Source organism: Cupriavidus sp. H39, assembly GCF_050271075.1.
Classification (GTDB): Bacteria; Pseudomonadota; Gammaproteobacteria; order Burkholderiales; family Burkholderiaceae; genus Cupriavidus; species Cupriavidus necator_B.
This window is the reverse complement of the sequence record NZ_CP189846.1, coordinates 99,317-121,108: the sequence shown is the minus strand read 5'-3', so window position 1 is coordinate 121,108 and position 21,792 is coordinate 99,317. Positions and strand designations below refer to the sequence as shown.

Below are 21,792 nucleotides of genomic sequence, written 5' to 3'. Positions count from 1 at the left end.
GTTGCGGGTTTGCCGGAGCGGTAAGAAAAATCATCCGTTCCGACGAATCTCATAGGCGTTGCGCGGCCGACACTGGCCTGGTCTATCTCAAAAAACCCCTGGAGACCCTGATGCAACGCCTGATCTTCGAAGCCGAACACGACGCCTTCCGCGAATCCGCCCGCCGCTTCTACCAGCGCGAGGTCGGTCCGCACGGCGAGCGCTGGCGCGAACAGGGCTGCGTGGACCGCGAGGTGTTCCGCAAGGCCGGCGAGCAGGGCTACCTGCTGATGTGGGCCGACGAGCAATACGGCGGCGCCGGCGTCCAGGACTTCCGCTATGAGCAGATCCTGATCGAGGAAAACGCGCGCCACGGCGACTCCGGCTTCTTCGGCACGCTGCACTCGCGCCTGGTGGCACCCTATATCGGCCGCATCGGCAATGAAGAACAGCGCCAGCGCCTGCTGCCCGCGGCGGCGCGCGGCGAGTCGATCTTCGCCGTGGCCATGACCGAGCCGCAGACCGGTTCGGACCTGGCCGGCATCCGCACCCGCGCCGAGGACCACGGCGACCATTGGGTGCTGAATGGCGCCAAGACCTATATCTCCAACGGCCAGCTGGCCGACGTGGTGGTCGTGGTGGCCCGCACCGACCCGGAGCGCAGCCACGGCCTGACGCTCTTTATCGTCGAGCGCGGCATGGCGGGCTTCGAGCGCGGGCGCAAGCTGCGCAAGCTGGGCCTGCATTCGCAGGACACCTCGGAGCTGTTCTTCGACAACGTCAAGGTGCCCAAGGCCAACGTGCTGGGCGAGCCCGGCCAGGCCTTCCGCTACCTGACGCGCCACCTGGCCGAGGAGCGCCTGATCGGGGCCTGCGGCTACATGGCGTCGGCACAGGTGGCGTTCGATATCACGCTGGACTATGTGCGCGAGCGCGAGGCCTTCGGGCGCGCCATCGGCACGTTCCAGAATTCGCGCTTCAAGCTGGCCGAACTGCGCGCGCAGCTGGACGCGCTGCAGACCTTTGTCGACCAGTGCGTGCTGCAACACAATGCCGGCACGCTGACGGTGGAAACCGCGGCGTCGGCCAAGCTGCTGACGTCCGAGCTGCAGGGACGCATGGTCGACGAGGGCGTGCAGCTGCACGGCGGCGCCGGCTATATGGAGGAGTACCGCATCTGCCGGATGTATGCCGATGCGCGCATCTCGCGCATCTATGCCGGCAGCAGCGAGATCATGAAGGAGATCATCGGCCGCGGCCTGGGGCTCGATGACCGAGTGAAGGGATAATCCGGCGGCGGCTTCCGCCGTCATGGCCGGCATCGGCCATGATGGCTGCCGAATATTCCGGCCACTAGGGGTTTTCGAGCAGTTAAAGGCTTTTGTCAGCCGAATGAAAGCCGTTTGTAATGCGATTCGGTTTGAATGCGGGCGGGAGATCGTGTCCGGGTGCCGTTGGCGGCATCAGGACAGCGGCGAAGGCGCATCCAAGACAGCCGCGCCGCGCAGCCGCATCGCGGGCCCGGGCGCATGAATATTTTGCGCCCCGGTGAACCGTTCGGCGGGCACGGTCGTTTACCGCAGATCGTTGTCGAACCGAGCCTGACTGACCGTGCCTTTTGTCTTTTCCCGTGTAGCCGTAGCTGTCCTGCTGGTATCAGGGGCCGTGGCGGGGCCCGCGCCGAGCTTTGCCGCCGAACCCCTCGGCGCACGCCCCGCCGATCCGCTTCCTTCCGCAGACTCCGCCCAGGCCGCACAGGCCGTCCCCGGCCCGTGCGCGCCGCCGCCGGCGGGCGCCTCGCTGACGCTGGCCCAGGCGCGCCTGGACGCGATGCGCTGCAACCCCACCATCATCGCCGCCCGCCGCGGAGTTGAAGCCAGTCAGGCCGATGTGCAGATTGCGTCGCAACGGCCGAACCCGGTGCTGAGCGTGGGCGTGGAGAACATCAACCCGCATGCCGGGGTCGGCTCGGGCAACCTGCGCAGCAAGACGGTGGACTCCACGCTGCGTGTCGACCAGCTCATCGAGACCGCCAACAAGGGCAACCTGCGCGTGGATGCCGCGCGCAAGGCCAGCGCCGCCGCCGGCGAAGTGGTGCAGGCGGTCGTGGCGCAGCAGACCGGCGTGGCGGAGCAGGCCTTCTTCGAGGCCCTGGCCAGCCAGGAGCGCGTGGCGGTACTGCGCGAAACGCTGGCGCTGTACGAGCGCACCCGCCAGGCCAGCGAGACGCGCCTGAAGGCCGGCGACGTGGCGCGCGCCGACGTGACCAAGCTGCAGCTTGACGCCCTGCGTGCCCAGAATGACATGCGCCAGGCCATCACCGACCATTACCGCGACAAGGCCATGCTGGCGCAGGCGATGGGCGTGCCTGGCACGCTTGCCGACAACCGGCTGGTGGCGGACTGGCCGGCGCTCGATGCCGCCGTGCCGCAACCAGACCCTGACACGCTCCAGCGCCGGCCCGACGTGACCGCGGCTGAAGCCCGCCTGGCCGCCGCCGCCGCGTCGCGCGACCTTGCCCGCGCCGGACGGGTGCCGGATGTGACCATCGGTGCCCAGGCGGAGCACTATCCGACCTCGCCCACCAACAGCTACGGCTCCGGCAACAGCTTCGGCGTGTTCGTGTCGATCCCGTTGTTCGTGCGCCACCGCAATGGCGGCGAGGCGCGGCGCGCCGAAGTCGATTACTACGCCGCGCTGGACGACCGCAACCGCGTGATGCTCGAGGCCGGCAACGAGATCGACCGCCTGCGCAGCCAGCTCGAAACCGCGCGCCAGTCGCTGCGCCAGATGCGCGAGGAGGTGCTGCCGGCGGCCGAGAGCGTGGCCAGCAGTGCCGAGTTCGCCTACAGCAAGGGCGCCACCGGCGTGCTCGACCTGCTCGACGCGCGCCGCGCGCTGCGCCAGACCCGGCTGGATGCCACCGAAGCGCAGGGCGAGTACGCCAAGGCGCTGTCGGCGTACCGTGTCGCGCTGCAGACCTCTACCACCACGGGCGCACCCGTGGCTTCGCAGGCACGTCCCTGAACCGCAGTTCCCGCGCATTCTTCATGTCTCTCCTGTCACGCATGTTCCGCCGTACGTCCTGCATCCCTTTTTCCGCCGCCGCGCCGGCAAGCCTGTCGACGGCCTGCGCCGTGGCGCTGTGCGCGCTGGTGCTGGCCGCGTGCGGCAAGTCCGAAGCGCCCAAGGCCGATGACGATCCCAAGGTCAGCGGCAATACCATCCAGTTTCCGGCCAGCGTGAAGACGCTGCCCGGCATCGCCGGCGAGGCCGCCAAAACCGGCGGCGAGCGCATGCTGAGCCTGCCCGGCCGGCTGGTGTGGAACGAAGACAAGACCGTGCGCGTGGCCACGCCGTTTGCCGGGCGCGTGACCGAGGTGTTGGTGCAGCCGGGCGCCACGGTCAAGGCCGGCCAGCCGCTGGCGACGCTGACCTCGCCGGAATTCGGCGTGGCCCAGGCCGATGCGCGCAAGGCCGCCGCCGACAGCGCGGTCGCGGCCAAGGCGCTGGCGCGCCAGCGCGAGCTGTATGGCGCCGGCATCATCGCGCAGAAGGAACTGGAGCAGGCCCAGGCCGATGCCGCGCGCGCCGCGGCCGACCTGCAGCGCACCCAGGCGGCGCTCAGCCAGTACGGCGCGGCCGCGGCCGGGGCGGCTGGTGTCAACCAGCGCTTTGCGCTGCGCAGCCCGATCGACGGCCTGGTGGTCGAGCGCAACATCAACCTCGGCATGGAACTGCGCCCCGACCAGCCCCCGACCGCGCCGCTGTTCCTGGTGACCGATCCGACCACGCTGTGGGCGCAGGTGGATGCGGGCGAGGCCGACCTGAGCCTGTTCAAGCCCGGCGTCGACGTGCAGCTGACCAGCGCCGCCTGGCCCGGCGAGACCTTTGCCGGCACCGTGGTCAAGATTGCCGATTATGTCGATCCGACCGCGCGCAGCATCAAGGTGCGGCTGAGCGTGCCCAACCCCGAGCGCCGCCTGAAGGCCGAGATGTTCGTCACGGCGAAGCTGCCGGCGGCCTCGTTCAAGGGTATCGCGGTGCCGTCCAAGGCCGTGTTCCTGGCCGACAACCGCAACTATGTGTTCGTGCGCACCGCGCCCAATACCTTCGAGCGCCGCCAGGTGCGCGTAGGCGTGACGCTGCCGGGCACCACCGAGCTGCTCGAAGGCGTGAAGGACGGCGAGACCGTGATCAGCGAAGGCAACCTCTACCTGCAGGACATCCTGCGCGATGCCACCGCGGTGAACGCGGCGCGCGCCGCGCCCGCGGCACCCGCGGCAAAAAAAGCACAATGAGGACTGCCGCCCAATGATTTCGCGTATCGTCAGCTTTGCCCTGCACCAGAAGCTCTTTGTCTGGCTGGGCCTGCTTATCTTCGTCGGGGGCGGTGTCGCCGCGTTCAAGAACCTGCCGATCGAAGCCTTCCCGGATGTGTCCGACATCCAGGTCAACGTCATCACGCTGTACCCGGGGCGCGCCGCCGAAGAAGTGGAGCGCCAGGTCACGATCCCGATCGAGACCGCGCTGGCGGGCACGCCCAACGCGGTGCGGGTGTTCTCGCATACGCAGTTCGGGCTGTCGTTCATGATGGTGACCTTCAACGACCGCGCTACCGACGTGGCCGCGCGCCAGCAGATCCTGGAGCGGCTGCGCAGCGTGGACCTGCCCGACGGCGTGCATCCGGACCTGGCGCCGCTGTCCACCGCGATTGGCGAGATCTACCGCTTCCGGCTGACCGGCAAGGGCTATACGCCGCAGGAACTGCGCACGCTGCAGGACTGGGTAGTGGAGAAGAACCTGCGCCAGGTGCCCGGCGTGGCCGACCTGGTCACCATCGGCGGCACCATCAAGCAGTATGAAGTCAACCCCAACCTGGCGCGCATGCGCGACGCCAGGATCTCGCTGTCGCAGCTGTTCACCGCGCTGCAGCGCGCCAACGCCAACGCCGGTGGCGGCGCGGTGGCGCACGGGCGCCAGCAGTTTCTGCTGCGCTCGCTGGGCAGCTTCCGCACGTCGGCCGATATCGCCAACGTGGTGGTGGCGGAGAACAACGGCACCCCGATCCTGGTGAAGGACATTGCCGACGTGCGCGTCGGCAGCGCACCGCCGCAAGGCCTGATGGGCCAGGACGACGAGGAGGACATCGTCTCGGGTATCGTGGTGATGCGCAAGGGCGAAAACCCGTCGCTGGTGCTCGACGCGCTGAAACAGAAGATCGCGCTGCTGGACGACCAGATCCTACCCAAGGGCGTGAAGATCGTGCCGTACTACGACCGCTCCACGCTGATCGACAAGACCCTGCACACGGTGTTCGGCAACCTGGTGGAGGGCGCGCTGCTGGTGATGGCGGTGCTGTACCTGTTCCTCGCCAACGTGCGCGCCGCGGCGATCGTGGCGCTGATCATCCCGCTGGCGCTGCTGTCCACGTTCATCGGCCTGACCTGGGTCGGGATTCCGGCCAACCTGCTGTCGCTGGGAGCGATGGACTTCGGTATCATCGTCGACGGCGCGGTGATCGTGGTCGAGAATATCTTCAAGCGGCTGGGCGAACTGAAGGAGCAGCAGATCCAGGACAGCAGGGCGCGCCTGCTTGCGATCCTGCAAGCCACCACCGAGGTAGGCCGACCGACCGTGTTCTCGATGGTCATCATCATCGCCGCGCACATCCCGATCTTCACGCTGCAGCGCCACGAGGGCAAGATCTTCGCGCCGATGGCGTACACGGTGACGGGCGCGCTGATCGGTTCGCTGATCCTGTCGCTGACGCTGGTGCCGCTGCTGTGCCACCTGCTGCTCAAGAAAAACATCGCGCACGACGACAACTTCCTGGTGCGCCACTGCAAGCGGCTCTACGCGCCGATGCTGGCGTGGGCCCTGGACCACAAGAAGCTGGTGGTGGGGACGGCGCTGGGCCTGCTGGTGATGACCGTGGGCGCGGGCAAGTTCCTCGGCAGCGAGTTCCTGCCGGAGTTGGACGAAGGCTCGATGTGGGTCAGCTTCGACCTGCCGGCGTCGGTGTCGATCGACGAGGCGCGCGACCAGGCGCGGCTGCTGCGCAGCGTGATCCGCAAGACGCCGGAGGTCAACACCACCATCTCCAAGGTGGGCCGTCCCGACGATGGCACCGACCCCAAGCTGATCAACACCGTCGAGATCCTGGTCGACCTCAAGCCCGAGAAGCAATGGCGCGGCGGCCTCGACAAGCGCGCCATCATCGGCGAGATCGACAAGAACCTGCGCCGGCTCCCCGGCATCGAGCCCAATTTCTCGCAGCCGGTGCGCGACAACATCCTGGAAAGCATCTCGCAGATCAAGGGCCAGATCGTGATCAAGGTGCAGAGCGACAGCCTGGAGCAGAACAAGAAGGTGGCCGACCAGATCCTGGCCAACGTGCAGTCGGTCAAGGGTGTGATGCGCGCCTTTATCGACCGCGACGGCGAGCTGCCGCAGTACGTGCTGGAGTTCGACCGCGCCCAGGCCGCGCGCTACGGCATCAACGTGGCCGACGTGCAGGAGCTGATGGAAACCGCGCTGGCGGGCAAGGCCGCGACCGAGTTGTGGGAGGGCGAGAAGCACTTCAGCGTGGCCGTGCGGCTGAAGCCGTCGGAACGCGCGCTGCCGAACCTGCCCAATATCTTCATGCAGACCGCCGATGGCGCACAGGTGCCGCTGTCGCAGCTGGTGACCTTCCGCACCGCCTCCGGCGCGATGAACATCAGCCGCGAGAACGGCCAGCGCACCACCTCGATCGGCATCTTCATCCATGACCGCGACATGGGCAGCGTGGTCAAGGACATGCAGAAGCTGGTGGCGAAGAACGTCAGGGCCGATGACGTCAAGATCAGCTGGTCGGGCGAGTTCGAGAACCAGGAGCGCGCCATGGCGCGGCTGTCGATCGTGGTGCCGCTGTCGGTGCTGGTGATCTTCCTGCTGCTGTTCAATGCGTTCAAGTCGTTCAAGAGCGCGACGCTGATCATCTCGAACATCCCGTTCGCGCTGATCGGCGGCGTGTTTGCGCTGCTGCTGACCGGGATCCCGCTGTCGGTGTCGGCGGCGATCGGCTTTATCGCGCTGTTCGGCCAGGCGGTGCTCAACGGCGTGGTGATGGTGACCTACTTCAACCAGCTGCGCGAAGAAGGCATGCCGGTGCGCCAGGCGGTGCTGACCGGCTCGATGGACCGGCTGCGCACGGTGCTGATGACCGCGCTGCTGGCCATGCTGGGCCTGTTCCCGATGGCGATCTCGCGCGCCATCGGCTCGGAGACGCAGCGGCCGCTGGCCATCGTCATCATCGGCGGGCTGATCACCGCGACCGTGCTGACGCTGATCGTGCTGCCGACGCTCTATGAATGGATGGTGGGCCGCAACTGGCCGGACGAGGCAGGCGCGGAGCCCGACGTAAACCGGCTGGGGTCTTCGATTTCAGGCTGATGACAGTGCCGCGCGCGGGGGCGTGCCCCTGCGCTGCCTGTCTGGCATCGCAGACATAGGCGATGCCTGGCGCCGCCCGCTGCCGGGCGGCGTTTTTCATGGCGAGACGCAATCGACAAGCCCTGCGCAACCCGGTGCCGCCCTGCATGTGCCGAGCGCGATGCGCTATGTCGGAATAGTCTGACGTTCCTTTCGGAGCCCAACGCCTGCTGACCCCATCCCCCCGGGCCTACTCTGTACATACGGCGTGGCCAGCAGCATAGCCGCCGGCCTCTCATGCGTACCCTTACGCAATCAACCGGAAAGGAGCTCGACATGATGAAAAAATGGCTGACTGCAGCAGTGTGTTCGATGATGATTGCTGCCCCGGCAGGCTTTGCCCTGGCGCAGACCACAGCACCGGGAACGACGGCCCGCCCGGCTGCAACCGGCGCAAGAGCCGACTATGACGCCGCGGTGAAGCAGGCCGACGCGGACTACAAGGCGGCCACTGCCAAGTGCGATGGCATGAAGGACAATGCCAAGGACGTCTGCAAGGCCGAAGCCAAGCGCGACCGCGATGTGGCCAAGGCCCAGGCCGAAGCCCGCCGCGACGGCACGCAAAAGTCGATGGCCAAGGCCGAGAAGACCAAGGCCGACCGCGACTATGACGTTGCCAAGGAAATGTGCGACGACAAGAAGGGCAATGACAAGAACGTCTGCAAGAAGGACGCCAAGGCCGCGCATGAAAAGGCCCTGACTGCCGCCAAGGTGGACAAGGCCGCGGCGACCGGTTCGCGCGCCGACGTCGCGGAAGCCCGCGCTGACGCGAAGAAGGACACCATGGATGCCGCCTACAAGGCCGACAAGGAACGCTGCGACGCCCTGTCTGGCGAATCCAAGGACAAGTGCCAGGCCGACGTGAAGGCCAAGTACGGCAAGTAAGCGGCTTCAGTACCGTCCGGCCCGGCCAAGGGCGGGCCGTTCACCGCACCACATGCAAGGGGACGCTGCCGGCGCCCCCTTGCCATGAAACCTGGGAGCACGACATGAACTGGGATCAGATCGAAGGCAAGTGGGAACAAGCCAAGGGCAAGGTCAAGGAGAAGTGGGGCAAGCTGACCGACGACGATATTACGCAGATCAACGGCAAGCGCGACCAGCTCGCCGGCCGCATCCAGGAGCGCTATGGCTATACCAAGGAGCGCGCCGAGGAAGAGATGAAGGAGTGGGAACGGGATGTGCGGTGGTAAGACGCTGCACGATGGTCTTGTATGGCGCCTTCGGGCGCTTTTTTTTTGTTCAAGGTTTACCCTAGTAGTCTACTTATATAGACTTTTTATACTGTCGGGCACCCCGCCGGAATCCACCGGCACTCTCAATGTGCCCGGCACCGGGCAACCGCCCATGCCGGAACGTCTTTCCAGCGAACTGCTGTCGCGCAGCCGCCAGCCGGTCTACCTGCAGCTCGCCACCATCTTTCGCCGCCAGATCGAAAGCGGCGCGTGGCGCCAGGGCGCGCGCATCCCGTCGCTGGAGCAGCTGTGCCGCCAGTACGGCGTGGCGCGCATGACCATGCACCATGCGCTGTCGATGCTCGACGAGGAAGGGCTGCTGGAGCGCTCGCGCGGGCGCGGCACGTTCGTCAAGGCGCCGTGCCGCGCGCGGCGGCAGGTATCGCTGTCGACCAGCTGGGACGAGGCCGTTGCCGTCGGCGCGCAGCTCGACACCGAAGCCATGGTCGAGTCGGCCGGCAATGTGCCGCTACCGGACGACCTCGGCATGCCCTGCTCCGGCGAGCGCGCGCCCGCTTACCACTTCCTGCGCCGGCTGCACCGCCTTGATGGACGCCCCTTTGCCGTGGGCGAGGTCTATATCGATGCCGAGGTGTTCGCGCGCGAGCCCGACGCCTTCCGCCAGGGCGCCTCGGTGCCGGTGCTCGACCGCTTTCCCGGGCTGTCGGTCAGCACGGCGCGGCAGCGGCTGTCGATCGTCGCGGCGGGCGCGGAATCGGCGGCCGCGCTGGCGCTTGCGGTGGGCGCACCGGTGGCCGAGCTGCGCCGCTTTGCCTGCGTGCCGCCGGCCACGGCGGCGGGTGCGGAGCGCATCGTCTATTTCGCCCGCATTGAGTTCCCGACCGAGTTTGTCTGCCTCGATTTCGACCTGCTGGCCACGCGCCCGCAGACGGCATGACTGACCGGTCCCTGCCAATCCCTGCTAACACTTTAACCACCGGACCCCAGATGGACAACGCACAACCGATGAACGGCGCCGAGAGCCTGGTCAAGACCCTGCTGGCCAATGGCGTGGACACCTGCTTTGCCAACCCGGGCACCAGCGAGATGCATTTCGTCGCGGCGCTGGACCGCATACCCGGCATGCGTTGCGTGCTGGGGCTGTTCGAGGGCGTGGTCACCGGCGCCGCCGACGGCTATGCGCGCATGGCCGGCAAGCCCGCCGCCACACTGCTGCATTGCGGGCCGGGTCTGGCCAACGGCCTGGCCAACCTGCACAACGCGCGCCGCGCGCAGACGCCGGTGGTCAATCTCATCGGCGACCAGGCCACCTACCACCGGCCGCTGGACGCGCCGCTCACGGCCGATACCGAAGGCTGGGCCCGGCCGGTCTCGGTGTGGACGCGCACCGCCACGCAGGCGGCTTCGGTGGGCGCCGATGCGTCGGCCGCGGTGCAGGCGGCGTGTGCCGCGCCGGGGGGCGTCGCCAGCCTGATCCTGCCGTCCGACGTGTGCTGGGATGCCGGCGGCGTCGTGGCCGCGCCGCTGCCGCCGCTGCCGGTGCCGAGGGTCTCGCCGGATGCCGTGCAGCAGGCCGCGCGCGTGCTGCGCTCGGGCCAGCCGACGCTGCTGGTGCTGGGCGGCAGCGCCCTGCGCGAGGCACCGCTGGCCGATGCCCACCGCATCGCCGCCGCCACCGGCGCGCGGCTGATCTCGCCCATGTCGAATGCGCGCGTGGCGCGGGGGCGCGGCCGCCTGGCGGTGGATCGCGTGCCGTATTCGGGCGATGCCGCGCGCGACAAGCTGGCCGGCATCCGCAACGTGATCCTGGTGGGCGCGCCTGCGCCGGTGACCTTCTTTGCCTACCCCGGCAAGTCGCCGCGCCCGTATCCGGAGGATGCCGCGATGCATGTGCTGGCCCGCCCGGAAGAAGACCTGGCCGAAGCGCTGGCACGGCTGGCCGATGAACTCGGCGCGCGCCAGGCGCAACTGCCCGCCGCCGCCGTGCCTGCGCCGGTGGCACCCGCGCGCGGCGCGGTCACCTCCGAGGCGGTGGCGCGCACGCTTACCGCGCTGTTGCCCGAGCAGGCCATCGTGGTGGAAGAGAGCATCAGCTTCGGCCGCGCGTTCTATCCCGGCACGGTGCACGCGGCCCCGCACGACTGGCTGCAGCTGACTGGCGGCGCCATCGGCGCAGGCCTGCCGCTGGCGCTCGGCGCGGCCGTGGCGGCGCCCGGCCGGCGCGTGGTCGCGCTGCAGGCCGACGGCTCGGCCATGTACACGCTGCAAGCGCTGTGGACCATGGCGCGCGAGCAACTCGATGTTACCGTGGTGCTGCTGGCCAACCGCAAGTACGCCATCCTGCTGGGCGAGCTGGCCGGGGTCGGCGCCAACCCCGGCAAGACCGCGCTCGACATGCTCGACATCGGCAACCCGGACCTGGACTGGGTCAAGCTGGCCGCGGGCATGGGCGTGGAAGGGGCGCAGGCCACCGACATGGAGAGCTTTGCCGACCTGTTCCGCATGGCCAATGCGCGCAAGGGGCCGTTCGTGATCGAACTGGTGATCTGAACGGCGGCGCGGCGGGCAAGCGCGCCCGCCGCGCATCCCGGCAAAGGGGAATTGCCGGCGTTTCAGTCCGTCAGGTCCGGCCAGCCCGGCGCATCGCTGCCGCCGGGCAGTTGCCGCACCAAGTATGCATGCAAGCGCGACAGTTCCAGCGCGATGCCATCCGGGAACCCCTGCCGTCCACCGCGCTTGTCGATCAATAACTCGACCAGGAAATCATGCAGCGCGGCCGGATTGGCGGACAGCGCCGCCAACTGGTTGCCGATGCGTGGATAGCGCCGGCACAGCATCAGCGGACGCGCCTCGCCGGGCAGCGATAACACCCAGCGCATGGCGAGGTCCGACAGCACCGTATCCTGCGGCGCGGGGGGGCGCCGCAGGTCGCTCCAGTCGGGCGCGGCCTGCACCGGCGGCTCGCCGTCCAGGATCTTCTTTGCTTCCTCAACGGTGACGAACTCAAAAGAGAGAGGTTCCATGCCGGCTCCCGGGGATCAGACTCAACGCAGCACTGCTGCGTCGTTGCCTGCATTCTAGCGGTACGCGCAGGCCCGCGCCGGCGCTGAAGAAACGGCCGGCGCCGGGCGGGTCTCCTCAAGGCACACAATCTCCGCCGCGGCGTCGGCATCGTGGCGCGCGATCGCATCGATGATCTCGTCGTTCAAGGACTCCGGCTTCGGCGCGCGACAAGCCGATCTGGGCGCATGACCAGCACACCGAGATCAAGACGATCTGGATCGATGTGCCGGTGCCGCTCAAGTAAAGTAGGGCCCCTTTCGCTCCATCGATAGATTTCCCCCATGGCAGTCATGCAAAGAAAACGGGCAACACTGATCGGGCTGGTCGCCGTGCTCCTCTGGAGTTCGATTGTCGGCCTGATCCGCGGCGTCAGTGAGAGCTTCGGCCCCACGGGCGGGGCGGCCCTGATGTATACGGTTGCCTCCGTGCTGCTGTGGATCGCGGTGGGCAAGGTGCGGCTCAGGGCGCTGCCCGGCGCTTACCTGATCTGGGGCAGCGTGCTGTTCGTCTCGTACGAGCTGTGCCTGTCGCTGTCGATCGGCTACGCCAACACCGGCAGGCAGGCGATCGAAGTGGGCATGGTCAACTACCTGTGGCCGGCCTTCACCATGCTGGCCGCGATCCTGTTCAACCGGCAGCGGGCCAACTGGCTGATCGTGCCGGGCTTCGTGGTGGCCATTGTGGGGATCTGCGCGGTACTGGCCGGAGAGCAGGGCCTGGACCTCGCAGGCATGGCAGCCAACGTGCGGGACAACCCGCTCAGCTACGGACTGGCCTTCGCCGGCGCCATCATCTGGGCGGGCTACTGCACGGTGACGGCCCGGATCGCCCAGGGCAAGAACGCCGTCACGCTGTTCTTCATGCTGACCGCGCTCGCCTTGTGGGCCAAGTACCTGTTCACCGGCGGCGAAGCGATGGCGTTCAGCATGGCGGGCGTGGTCTACCTGGCGCTGGCGGCCTGTGCGATGGGTTTCGGCTACGCGGCGTGGAACGTCGGCATCCTGCACGGCAACGTGACCGTGCTGGCGGGGGCCTCGTATTTCATTCCCGTTCTTTCCGCGGCGCTGGCCGCCGCGCTGCTGCAAGCGCCGCTGTCGTTCGCGTTCTGGAAGGGCGCCGCCATGGTGGTCGCGGGTTCGATCCTTTGCTGGCTAGCGACGCATGGCAAAGGCGAGCGTACCGCGCCAACCGCGCGCACCAGCCAGCCGACATAGCGTATCGGGGCGCTGGCGCCTCCAGAAGAACATAAAACCATGAAACCGGAGAGAGACAAGCAGGCCTGGCGTCGCGTCGAGACCGGGGCACGATTGGCTTACAACGTGTCACCGGGCAGGCCCAGCGCCTGTTCGATACATCGGATGATCTCCGTGTCCTCGAACGGCTTGCCGATAAAGCACGCTGCCCCCGCCGCTTGCGCGTGCGCTTCATACCCGCGCTTGTCGAATGCCGTCATGAAGATGACCGGCATCCGCAGGCCGCGCGCGCGCAGTGCATGGCTGAGTGCAAAGCCGTTCATGTCCGGCATCTGCACGTCGGTGATCACGCAGGCAATGCCGCCGAGCGACGGCGACGCCAGCAACGCCGCGCCGCCGGCGTATAGCTCCACCGCCAGGTCGAAGGCGCGCAGCAGGCGACCCATGGCGTGCCGAACGGCAGCGTCGTTGTCGACGATGGCAATCACGGGCATGGCATTCACGCAAATTCCCCGAGGAAAGTGTGCGCGAAGGCAGGGGCACGCACGCCCCATTGTTTCGTCGGCAGCAGGCCCACGGGCTTGGCACCGCGCTAAAAACTGTGGCGCAGCCCCAGCGCTACCGTCTGTGGATCGGCGCCCGCGCGGATGCCAAGGTCGTTGATGGCGAAGTCGTAGACCGCGTTGTCCGCATTGTCGATGCGGCTGTAGTAGGCGTACAGCGCCGTGCGCCGCGACAGCGGATAGTCGTAGCCGACCGTGAACTGCGTGGCGTGGGTTTGCGCGCCGCTGCGGAAGGAGCCGATGGTCTGCGCCGACGATCCGGTGCCGTTGGCCGCGTAGGCCACGCCGATGCGCACGCTGCCGGTCCCCACCTGCTGCACCAGCGAGGCATAGTACGCGTTGCGCTGCAGGTCGCCGGTATCGGTGCGGTAGTGCAGGTGCTCGGCCACCGCGGCAAGGCGCGTGCCGGCCAGCAGCTGCCACGCCACGCCTGCCTTGAGCGCGTCGTCGTTGCGGCCAGCGGCCTGGTAGTGCTGGTGGCGTTCCCACGCCAGCGTCGCGTTGAGCGGGCCGCGCTCATAGACCGCCGCCACCGAATACAGCGCGGGATTGCGCGCGACAGTGGTCTTCTCCTCGGGCAAGCCCCAGCCCAGCCACAGGCTGGCGCCCGCCCATGGCGGCGAGCGGTACTGCACGATGTTCTTCTGGCGGCGATCGAACGCGCTGGTGTTCTCGACATTGTCCGTGCTCGATGCCGAGCCGTTGCCGATCAGCGCCATATACCCGGCCGTGGTCGGGTAGTAAGGGTCGTACCCCATGGTCGCCTCGGTGTAGGGCGTGTGCCAGTGGCCCATGAACAGCAAGCCATGGCTGCCCTGCAGGCCGATGCGTGAATTGCGGCTGGCGATCTGGCCCTGCCCGGAATCGAGCGACAACGCGCTTTCGATCTGCCACAGCGCCTTGAGCGCGCCGCCCAGTTCTTCCTCGCCGCGCAGCCCGAATACCGAGCGGTTGTTGTTCAGGCGCACGATGCCGCCGAGAGCGGTGCCGTCGGTCGCCGTGCTGGCGCGGCTGTACTCGATCGACGTGTTCAGGCGGCCGTAGACGGTGACGCTGCCTGCCGCCAGCGCAGGCACGCACAGCACTGCATAGCCTGTGCCCAGCAGCGCGCGGGCGGCCAGGCTAGTTCGCCGCATCGTCTGCGGGCGTCTTGCTGGCGGCGTTCAGCGTCGGGCCGGGGGTACCGGTGATCTTGGGCACGCACTCCGCATGGAACCATGCGGCCGTCACCGGTTCGCCGGCCAGCATGCGCTTGATCGGCGGCACCACCTGTTCGCCGATCAGCATGCCGAGCAGGCCGAGCAGCGCCACTACCGGCGGTGCCGGCGAACGGACCTGCATCAGCGCGTAGATGATACCGACCAGGATGCCGGCGGCCAGGGAGACAAGGTAGAGCTTCATGGGAGGAATTCCTGATGGTTGCGCAAATCAATGCCGGGCCGACGGCGCTGCCGGCAGCCCGACGCCGAGCAGGTGCCGCACGCGCGGCGGCGTTTCGCGGGCATGGAAGCGTGTGATGTCGCGCTGCAGGTCGGCGTCGGCATGCGGCACGCGGCGGTGCTGGCGCAGGTGCTCGGCCCAGGACTCGACCAGGAACCACTCGGTCAGCAGTTCCGGATCGGCCGGGTCTTCCATCACGCCCCAGTTGAAGGCGCCGTCGCGCAGGCGCTCTTCCGAGAGCTTGTGTACCGCGCGCAGGAAGTCGTCGCGGTCTTCCGCGCGCACGCAATATTCGATCAGGACCATTACCGGTCCGCGGTCATGCGCGATCTCGTCGGCGCCTTCCGGCTCCGGCCAGTGCCCGGCGGGTCCAAGATCCTCCTCGCCGCGCGGCAGCCGCAGCCGATGCAGCAGCAGCGCCGCGGCCAGCAAGCCGCCGGCGGCCACCAGCAGCCCGCCGGAGATGCCCAGCGCCTGGGCCACGAAGCCCCACGCCAGGCTGCCCGCCGCCATTGCACCGTTGAACACCATCTGGTAGACCGCCAGCGCGCGTCCGCGCACCCAGTTGGGCAGGATGGCCTGCGCCACGCCGCCCAGCGTGGTCAGGGCGGAGATCCAGGCCGCGCCGAGAAACAGCAGCAGCGGCAGCGCCAGCCATACCGGCGGCGCGAGGCACAGCGCCGCCATCACCACCGCGGTGACGATGGCCGACAGCAGCACCATGCCGTCGGCATCGAGCCGCCGCTGCAGCCGCGGCATCCCCAGTGCGCCGAGGATCGCGCCGATGCCGACCGCGCCCAGCAGCACGCCATAGAGGCTGGCGCCACCGTGCAGCAATTGCTTCGCCACCAGCGGCAACAACGCCCAGATGCTGCTGCCGAAGGCAAAATGCACGGCCGCGCGCGCCAGCACGACATGCAGCTTGCTGTGCGCACGGGTAAAGCGCAGCCCGGCGCGGAACGCGCCGAGGAAATGCTCGCGCAGCGGGTCGGCAGGGCGCTGCGGGCGTTTCCACCACAGCAGGGCGGCGATCACGAAGACATAGCTGACCAGGTCCACGCCATACGTCGTGGCCGCGCCGAACGCGGCCAGCAGGAGCCCGCCGGCGGCTGGGCCGATCGCGCGCGCGATGTTGACGCCCAGCGCATTGAGCGCGACGGCGCGCTTGAGCTCCTGCTGCGGCACCAGTTCCGGCACGATCGATTGCCAGGTTGGGCCCATCATCGCCGCGCCGATGCCGCCGAGGAAGGCCATGCCGATCAGGATTTCGATGGTCAGCGCCTGGCGCCAGGCCAGCACCATCAGCGTGCCGCTGACCATGGCCAGCCCCACCTGCACCGCGATCAGGAAGCGCCGGCGGTCCAGGATGTCGGACAGCACGCCGGCCGGAATCGCCAGCAGGAACACCGGCAGCGTGGCCGCGGCCTGGATCGTGGCGACCGCGGCCGGGGAAGTGGAGAGGTCGGTGGCCAGCCAGGCGCTGGCCACGTCGCGCATGAAGCTGCCGATGTTGCCGAGGATGGTCGCGGCCCACAGCACCGCGAAGGTGGCCTGCGCGAGCGGAGCGAAGGTGCCGCCATTGGCAGGGGCGGGCGCGGGGCGGAGGGCTTGTTCTGCCATGGTGGTCACCGGTGTGTTTGCGCAAGCTGCGTGCGCCGGGCGCGCTCGCGCAGGTCATGCCAGGCCACCAGCAGGAAGCCGCCTACCAGTCCCAGGTGTTCGAAGAAGGCATTGGCCATCATGAACCTGGCATCGGACGGCGCCTGCCAGAAGCGGTTGGCAACGAAGGTCGCGGCCAGCGTGAACGCGGCCAGTGCCAGTGCCCCAAGCCAGCGGCGCCAGCCGAGCAGGATCATGGCGCAGGCGCCCAGTTCCAGCACGATGGTCGCGATGGCCATCGGCACCGCCGGCGCCAGGCCGAAGTGCTGCATCTCCGCGATCGCGCCGTGGAAGTCGGCCAGCTTGACCAGGCCGCCCTGCAGGTAGGCCGCGCACAGCAGCAGCAGCGCGAGCCAGTGCAGCCAGCGCGGCAACCCGTGGGTGGAATCGCCGGAGGTAGCCGGCGTCAGCGTGGTAGTCGGTTCGGGCATGACCGGTCTTCCTGTTTGGGTGGGCGACTGAGGTTCGGGATCAGAACGCCCAGCACGAACAGCCGAGCGCGCCCCAGAAGGTGCTTTCGTCCGAAGCCGGGACGCTGGAGGTCCAGGCCCTGGCATGCGCGTGGCCATGCACGCCGCAGCTGCTGGCGCAGCCGCACGCGGTGTTCATGGCGAGCGTGCGTGCCGGCGGCCGCGGCTGGTAGCCGCCCACATGCCGTACCGGCGACCAGTCCGGCATCGCCGGCGGAATCTGCGGCGACAGCTTGCTGAAGTCGCCGTCGCCATAGACCACCTTGCCGCCGAGGATGGTCAGCACCGAGGCAATGTCCTGGATCTCGTCGCCCGGCACGCTGAAGTAGTCGGCGGACAACACCGCCAGGTCGGCGAGCTGGCCCACCTTGATCTGGCCCTTCTTGCCCACTTCGGAGGAGAACCAGGTATTGGCCTCGGTCCATAGGCGCAGCGCGGTCTCGCGGTCGAGCAGGTTGGCCTGCGGGTACATCGCCATGCCGCCCACGGTCTTGCCGGTGGTCAGCCAGTACAGCGACACCCAGGGGTTGTACGAGGCCACGCGCGTGGCATCGGTGCCGGCGCCGACCTTGACGCCTTTCTCCAGCATCTTCTTGACCGGCGGCGTCGCTTCCGCCGCGCGCGCGCCGTAGCGTTCGACGAAGTACTCGCCCTGGTACGCCATGCGGTGCTGCACGGCGATGCCGCCGCCGAGCGCGGCAATGCGGTCGATATTGCGGTCCGAGATGGTCTCGGCGTGGTCGAAGAACCAGTTCAGGCCATCGAACGGCACCTCCCTGGCGACCTTCTCGTAGACGTCGAGCGCGCGCGTGATGGTCTGGTCATAGGTGGCATGCAGGCGCCACGGCCAGCGCTTTTCCGCCAGCAGGCGGATCACCGGCTCCAGGTCGGCTTCCATCGACGGCGCCATCTCCGGGCGCTCGACCCGGAAGTCTTCGAAGTCGGCGGCGGTGTAGACCAGCATTTCGCCCGCGCCGTTGTGGCGGTAGAGGTCGTCGCCCTGGCCGGGCCTGACTGTCGAGGTCCAGGTCTTGAAGTCGCTGAGTTCTTCCTTGGGCTTCTGCGTAAAGAGGTTGTAGGCGAGCCGCACCGTCAACTGGCCGTCCTTGTGCAGTTCCTCGATGATGCTGTAGTCCTCGGGGTAGTTCTGGTAGCCGCCGCCAGCATCGATCACGCCGGTGACGCCGAGCCGGTTCACCTCGCGCATGAAATGGCGCGTCGAGTTCTTCTGGTACTCCGGCGGCAGCTTCGGGCCTTTTGCCAGCGTCGCGTAAAGGATGGTGGCGTTGGGCTTGGCCAGCAGCAGGCCAGTGGGATTGCCGCGGGCATCGCGCATGATCTCGCCGCCCGGCGGGTTCGGTGTGTCCTTGGTGTAGCCCACCGCGCGCAGTGCCGCGCCGTTCAGGATCGCCCGGTCGTACAGGTGCAGGATGAACACCGGCGTATCGGGCGCCACGGCGTTCAGTTCTTCGACGGTGGGCAGCCGCTTTTCGGCGAACTGATGCTCGGTGAACCCGCCCACCACGCGCACCCATTGCGGCGCGGGGGTGCGCGCCACCTGCTCCCGCAGCATCCGCATTGCATCGGCCAGCGAGCGCACGCCGTCCCAGCGCAGTTCCATGTTGTAGTTCAGGCCGCCGCGGATGATATGCATATGGCTGTCGATCAGCCCGGGAATGGCCCGCCGGCCATTCAGGTCGATGACCTTCGTCTGCGCCCCGGCCAGCTTCATGATGTCCTGGCGCGTGCCGACGCCGACAAAGCGCCCGTCGCGCACGGCAACGGCATCCGCCTGCGGGTTGGACTTGTCAAGCGTGGCGAACTTGCCGTTGACGAGGATCAGGTCAGGGTGCGTGCCTGGTGACATGGCGAAGATCTCCGAGGATGCGGCCGCGCCGATCGCGGCAGCGGAGGCGATGAATTGCCGGCGGGTAACTGACATAAGCTTAGGCGTTCAGGAAGGCCAGCAGGTCGGCATTGACCTGGTCGGCGTTGACCACGCACAGGCCGTGCGAAGCGCCCGGGTAGATCTTCAGGGTGGCGTCCTTCACGATCTCGGCCGACAGGCGCGCCGAGTTGCCGATCGGCACGATCTGGTCATCATCGCCATGCAGGATCAGCGTGGGCACGTCGATCTTCTTCAGGTCATCGGTGTAGTCCACCTCCGAGAATTCCCTGATGCAGGCGTACTGGCCGACGATGCCGCCGGCCATGCCCTGCGCCCAGAACGCGTCGATGGTGCCCTGCGAAACCCTGGCGCCGTCGCGGTTGAAGCCGAAGAACGGCACCGCCAGGTCCTTGTAGAACTGCGAGCGGTTGTCGGCGACGCCCTTGCGGATACCATCGAACACCGCCATCGGCAGTCCGTCGGGATAGGCCGTGGTCTTCAGCATCACCGGCGGCACCGCGCCGATGAGCACCGCGCTGGCCACGCGCGCGCTGCCATGGCGGCCGATGTAGTGCGCCACTTCGCCGCCGCCCGTGGAATGGCCCACCAGCGTCGCGCCCTGCAGGTCCAGTGCGTCCAGCAACGCCGCCAGGTCATCGGCATAGGTGTCCATGTCGTTGCCCTGCGCGGGCTGGTCCGAACGGCCATGGCCGCGGCGGTCATGGGCAATCACGCGAAAGCCCTGCTGCACCAGGAACAGCATCTGCGCATCCCAGGCGTCGGCGTTCAGCGGCCAGCCGTGCGAGAACACGACCGGGCGGCCGGCGCCCCAGTCCTTGTAGAAGATCCGGGTACCGTCTGGGGTAGTGACAAAGCTCATGGTTCACCTTTGCGATGGAGGAGGACGACAGGAGGAGACGATAGGGCCGCAGGCTCAGCGCGCCGGTACCGGCGCGATCGACTCGTGCGGCGTGGCCGTGCGCTGCGGGGCCTTGTGGACCATGGTGTAGGCATAGTCGACGCCCATGCCGTAGGCACCGGAATGCTCCTTGACCAGCTTCATCACGGCGTCATAGGTGTCGCGGTGGGCCCAGTCACGCTGCCACTCCAGAAGCACCTGTTGCCACGTCACCGGCACCGCGCCGGCCTGCACCATGCGCTGCATGGCGTAGTCGTGCGCTTCCTTGCTGGTGCCGCCCGACGCATCGGCCACCATGTAGATCTCGTAGTTGCCTTCGAGCATCGCGCACAGCGCGAAGGTGGTGTTGCAGACCTCGGTCCACAGGCCGGCGACGATCACCTTGTTGCGGCCGTTGGCCTTGAGCGCGTCGCGCACCTTCTGGTCGTCCCACGAGTTCATCGAGGTGCGCTCCAGTGTCTTCTGGTCCGGGAACACGTCGAGCAGTTCCGGGTAGGTGAAGCCCGAGAACGATTCGCTCTCGACGGTGGTGATCGTCGTCGGGATATTGAAGATCCGGGCCGCCTTGGCCAGGCCGACCACGTTGTTCTTCATGGCCTGCCGGTCCATCGACTGCACGCCGAAGGCCATCTGCGGCTGATGGTCGATGATGATCAGCTGGCTGTTCTGCGGGGTAAGGACTTCGAGCTTCGGATTGGACATGATGTCGTTCCTTGGGACAGGGTTGAGCCCGAGCGTGGTCCTTGCTTGCGGGCAAGGCCGTGGACGGGAGGGGCGGAAAAGGGCGGCGTGGTTCCGTGGTGACCGCAGCGCTGCCGCATGAAAGACTAGTCGTTGGGGGCCACCATGCAAATCGTATGTTCGTATTACCCGGCGGCACGGCCGATGCCCTGGCGTGGTACCCCGTGCACCCTGCCGGGGTGGTCGTGCGGTTTGCGGTTGGCACGCCGTCACGCTGGGCAACCGTGCGACTAACACCATGGTATGAGTGCCCGGTGCATCACTGCCATGGTCCAATCGCGGTTCTTGCAGTGACCTGCCTGTCTGCTGGTTATAATCCGCCTCACCTTTCCGCGCGCACTGGAGATCTGACCGTGACATCACCAAGCCTGGAGCCGGCCGACGCCAGTGCGAGCGATGACGCGACGGTGCTGGTGGTCGACGATGATGCCGGGCTGCGCCGGGCGCTGGGCAACTTGTTCCGCTCGGTCGGCCTGAAGGTGGCGTTGTTCGCCTCGGCCGCAGAGTTGCTGGCAACTCCCTTTCCCGATACGCCGTGCTGCCTGCTGCTCGACGTCAGGCTGCGCGGGCCAAGCGGACTCGACCTGCAGTCGCGCCTGGGCCGGATGCGCATCGACATCCCCATCATCTTCATGACCGGCTACGGCGATATCGCCATGACGGTCGCGGCCATGAAGGCCGGCGCCGAAGATTTCATGCCCAAGCCGTTCCGGGATCAGGACCTGCTCGATGCGGTGGCCGCGGCGCTGGAGAAAGACCGGTTGCGGCGCGAGGATCTGCGCCAGGGCGAAGCGCTGCGCGCCAGCTACCAGTCACTGACCCCGCGCGAAAGCGAAGTCATGGGCCTTGCGGTGGCCGGGCTGCTCAACAAGCAGATTGCCGCCGAGATTGGCATCAGCGAGGTGACGGTGAAGATCCATCGCGGCCAGGCCATGCGCAAGATGAAGGCGCGCACCTTTGCGGAGCTGGTGCTGATGGCGCAGCAGCTCGGCATCTGCAAGGTCGGGGGCTGATCACGCCCGACGTGCGTTGGTGGCCGCCTGAAGCGGCATCCTCAACGCCTGGGGATGGGATGGCCCGCCGGCGCGGAATCGATGGCCTGACTTGCCGCGCATGCCGGTTAGAATGGCGCGGCATGGCGGTGCGGGTTTCGCCAGTCAGATATGGCATCCGCATGACGCCCAGATTCCGACCATTCCTGCCCC

General features: G+C 67.7%; 20 protein-coding genes. 10 read left to right on the top strand and 10 right to left on the bottom strand.

Going from position 1 to position 21,792, the window contains the following annotated elements:
- The first annotated feature begins 110 nt into the window (after positions 1-110).
- From ACOCMH_RS01030 to ACOCMH_RS00995, 8 genes are all read left to right on the top strand, one after another.
- Entirely contained in the window at positions 111-1,268 is a 1,158-nt protein-coding gene (locus tag ACOCMH_RS01030; protein ID WP_427307335.1) for an acyl-CoA dehydrogenase family protein, read from the top strand.
- Between the two features lie 376 nt (positions 1,269-1,644).
- Positions 1,645-3,006: a TolC family protein gene (locus ACOCMH_RS01025; RefSeq protein ID WP_427307334.1), complete on the top strand. Its 1,362-nt coding sequence runs from the start codon at positions 1,645-1,647 to the stop codon at positions 3,004-3,006.
- A 23-nt stretch (positions 3,007-3,029) separates the two neighbouring features.
- Positions 3,030-4,280: an efflux RND transporter periplasmic adaptor subunit gene (locus tag ACOCMH_RS01020; protein WP_427307333.1), complete on the top strand. Its 1,251-nt coding sequence runs from the start codon at positions 3,030-3,032 to the stop codon at positions 4,278-4,280.
- Positions 4,281-4,293: 13 nt separating this feature from the next.
- Entirely contained in the window at positions 4,294-7,416 is a 3,123-nt protein-coding gene (locus ACOCMH_RS01015; protein ID WP_427307332.1) for an efflux RND transporter permease subunit, read from the top strand.
- Positions 7,417-7,731: 315 nt separating this feature from the next.
- Positions 7,732-8,340 (top strand): hypothetical protein, encoded by a 609-nt coding sequence (locus tag ACOCMH_RS01010; protein WP_427307331.1) that lies wholly within the window; start codon positions 7,732-7,734, stop codon positions 8,338-8,340.
- 104 nt (positions 8,341-8,444) lie between these two features.
- Entirely contained in the window at positions 8,445-8,648 is a 204-nt protein-coding gene (locus ACOCMH_RS01005; RefSeq protein ID WP_116358015.1) for a CsbD family protein, read from the top strand.
- Between the two features lie 154 nt (positions 8,649-8,802).
- The gene (locus ACOCMH_RS01000; protein ID WP_427307330.1) at positions 8,803-9,588 is read left to right on the top strand and encodes a GntR family transcriptional regulator; all 786 of its coding nucleotides are present in this window, start codon (positions 8,803-8,805) and stop codon (positions 9,586-9,588) included.
- Between the two features lie 68 nt (positions 9,589-9,656).
- A complete protein-coding gene (locus ACOCMH_RS00995) occupies positions 9,657-11,201 on the top strand; it encodes an acetolactate synthase large subunit (RefSeq protein ID WP_427308462.1) in 1,545 nt (514 codons plus the stop codon).
- Positions 11,202-11,263: 62 nt separating this feature from the next.
- Here the strand turns inward: ACOCMH_RS00995 and ACOCMH_RS00990 are convergent, their stop codons facing one another.
- Both ACOCMH_RS00990 and ACOCMH_RS00985 read right to left on the bottom strand, forming a co-directional pair.
- Positions 11,264-11,674, bottom strand: coding sequence for a hypothetical protein (locus tag ACOCMH_RS00990; protein WP_427307329.1), 411 nt, complete (start codon positions 11,672-11,674; stop codon positions 11,264-11,266).
- A 54-nt stretch (positions 11,675-11,728) separates the two neighbouring features.
- Positions 11,729-11,860 carry a hypothetical protein gene (locus ACOCMH_RS00985; protein WP_427307328.1) on the bottom strand — a complete coding sequence of 44 codons (132 nt, stop codon included), beginning with the start codon at positions 11,858-11,860 and terminating at the stop codon, positions 11,729-11,731.
- Between the two features lie 144 nt (positions 11,861-12,004).
- Here ACOCMH_RS00985 and yddG point away from each other — a divergent pair, with 144 nt between their 5' ends.
- A complete protein-coding gene (gene yddG, locus ACOCMH_RS00980; protein WP_427308460.1) occupies positions 12,005-12,928 on the top strand; it encodes an aromatic amino acid DMT transporter YddG in 924 nt (307 codons plus the stop codon).
- A gap of 98 nt (positions 12,929-13,026) precedes the next feature.
- On the opposite strand, the gene ACOCMH_RS00975 is transcribed toward yddG, so the two are convergent.
- From ACOCMH_RS00975 to ACOCMH_RS00940, 8 genes are all read right to left on the bottom strand, one after another.
- Positions 13,027-13,401, bottom strand: a complete 375-nt coding sequence (locus ACOCMH_RS00975; protein ID WP_427308458.1) for a response regulator transcription factor — start codon at positions 13,399-13,401, stop codon at positions 13,027-13,029.
- 98 nt (positions 13,402-13,499) lie between these two features.
- The gene (locus ACOCMH_RS00970) at positions 13,500-14,606 is read right to left on the bottom strand and encodes a porin (protein WP_427307327.1); all 1,107 of its coding nucleotides are present in this window, start codon (positions 14,604-14,606) and stop codon (positions 13,500-13,502) included.
- Positions 14,593-14,871 (bottom strand): XapX domain-containing protein, encoded by a 279-nt coding sequence (locus ACOCMH_RS00965; protein WP_171514983.1) that lies wholly within the window; start codon positions 14,869-14,871, stop codon positions 14,593-14,595. Before ACOCMH_RS00965 ends, ACOCMH_RS00970 begins: the two co-directional genes overlap by 14 nt.
- A gap of 27 nt (positions 14,872-14,898) precedes the next feature.
- Positions 14,899-16,530: an MFS transporter gene (locus ACOCMH_RS00960; protein ID WP_427307326.1), complete on the bottom strand. Its 1,632-nt coding sequence runs from the start codon at positions 16,528-16,530 to the stop codon at positions 14,899-14,901.
- 5 nt (positions 16,531-16,535) lie between these two features.
- A complete protein-coding gene (locus ACOCMH_RS00955; protein ID WP_427307325.1) occupies positions 16,536-17,000 on the bottom strand; it encodes a DoxX family protein in 465 nt (154 codons plus the stop codon).
- A 40-nt stretch (positions 17,001-17,040) separates the two neighbouring features.
- Positions 17,041-18,906 carry an amidohydrolase gene (locus ACOCMH_RS00950; RefSeq protein ID WP_427307324.1) on the bottom strand — a complete coding sequence of 622 codons (1,866 nt, stop codon included), beginning with the start codon at positions 18,904-18,906 and terminating at the stop codon, positions 17,041-17,043.
- Positions 18,907-18,985: 79 nt separating this feature from the next.
- The gene (locus ACOCMH_RS00945) at positions 18,986-19,807 is read right to left on the bottom strand and encodes an alpha/beta fold hydrolase (protein ID WP_427307323.1); all 822 of its coding nucleotides are present in this window, start codon (positions 19,805-19,807) and stop codon (positions 18,986-18,988) included.
- Between the two features lie 54 nt (positions 19,808-19,861).
- On the bottom strand, positions 19,862-20,548 hold the full coding sequence (locus ACOCMH_RS00940) for a hydrolase (protein WP_171514988.1): 687 nt from the start codon (positions 20,546-20,548) through the stop codon (positions 19,862-19,864).
- Between the two features lie 392 nt (positions 20,549-20,940).
- On the opposite strand from ACOCMH_RS00940, the gene ACOCMH_RS00935 reads away from it, so the two are divergent.
- Complete coding sequence (locus ACOCMH_RS00935) at positions 20,941-21,600, top strand: response regulator transcription factor (RefSeq protein ID WP_427307322.1); 660 nt, start codon at positions 20,941-20,943, stop codon at positions 21,598-21,600.
- Positions 21,601-21,792: the final 192 nt, after the last annotated feature.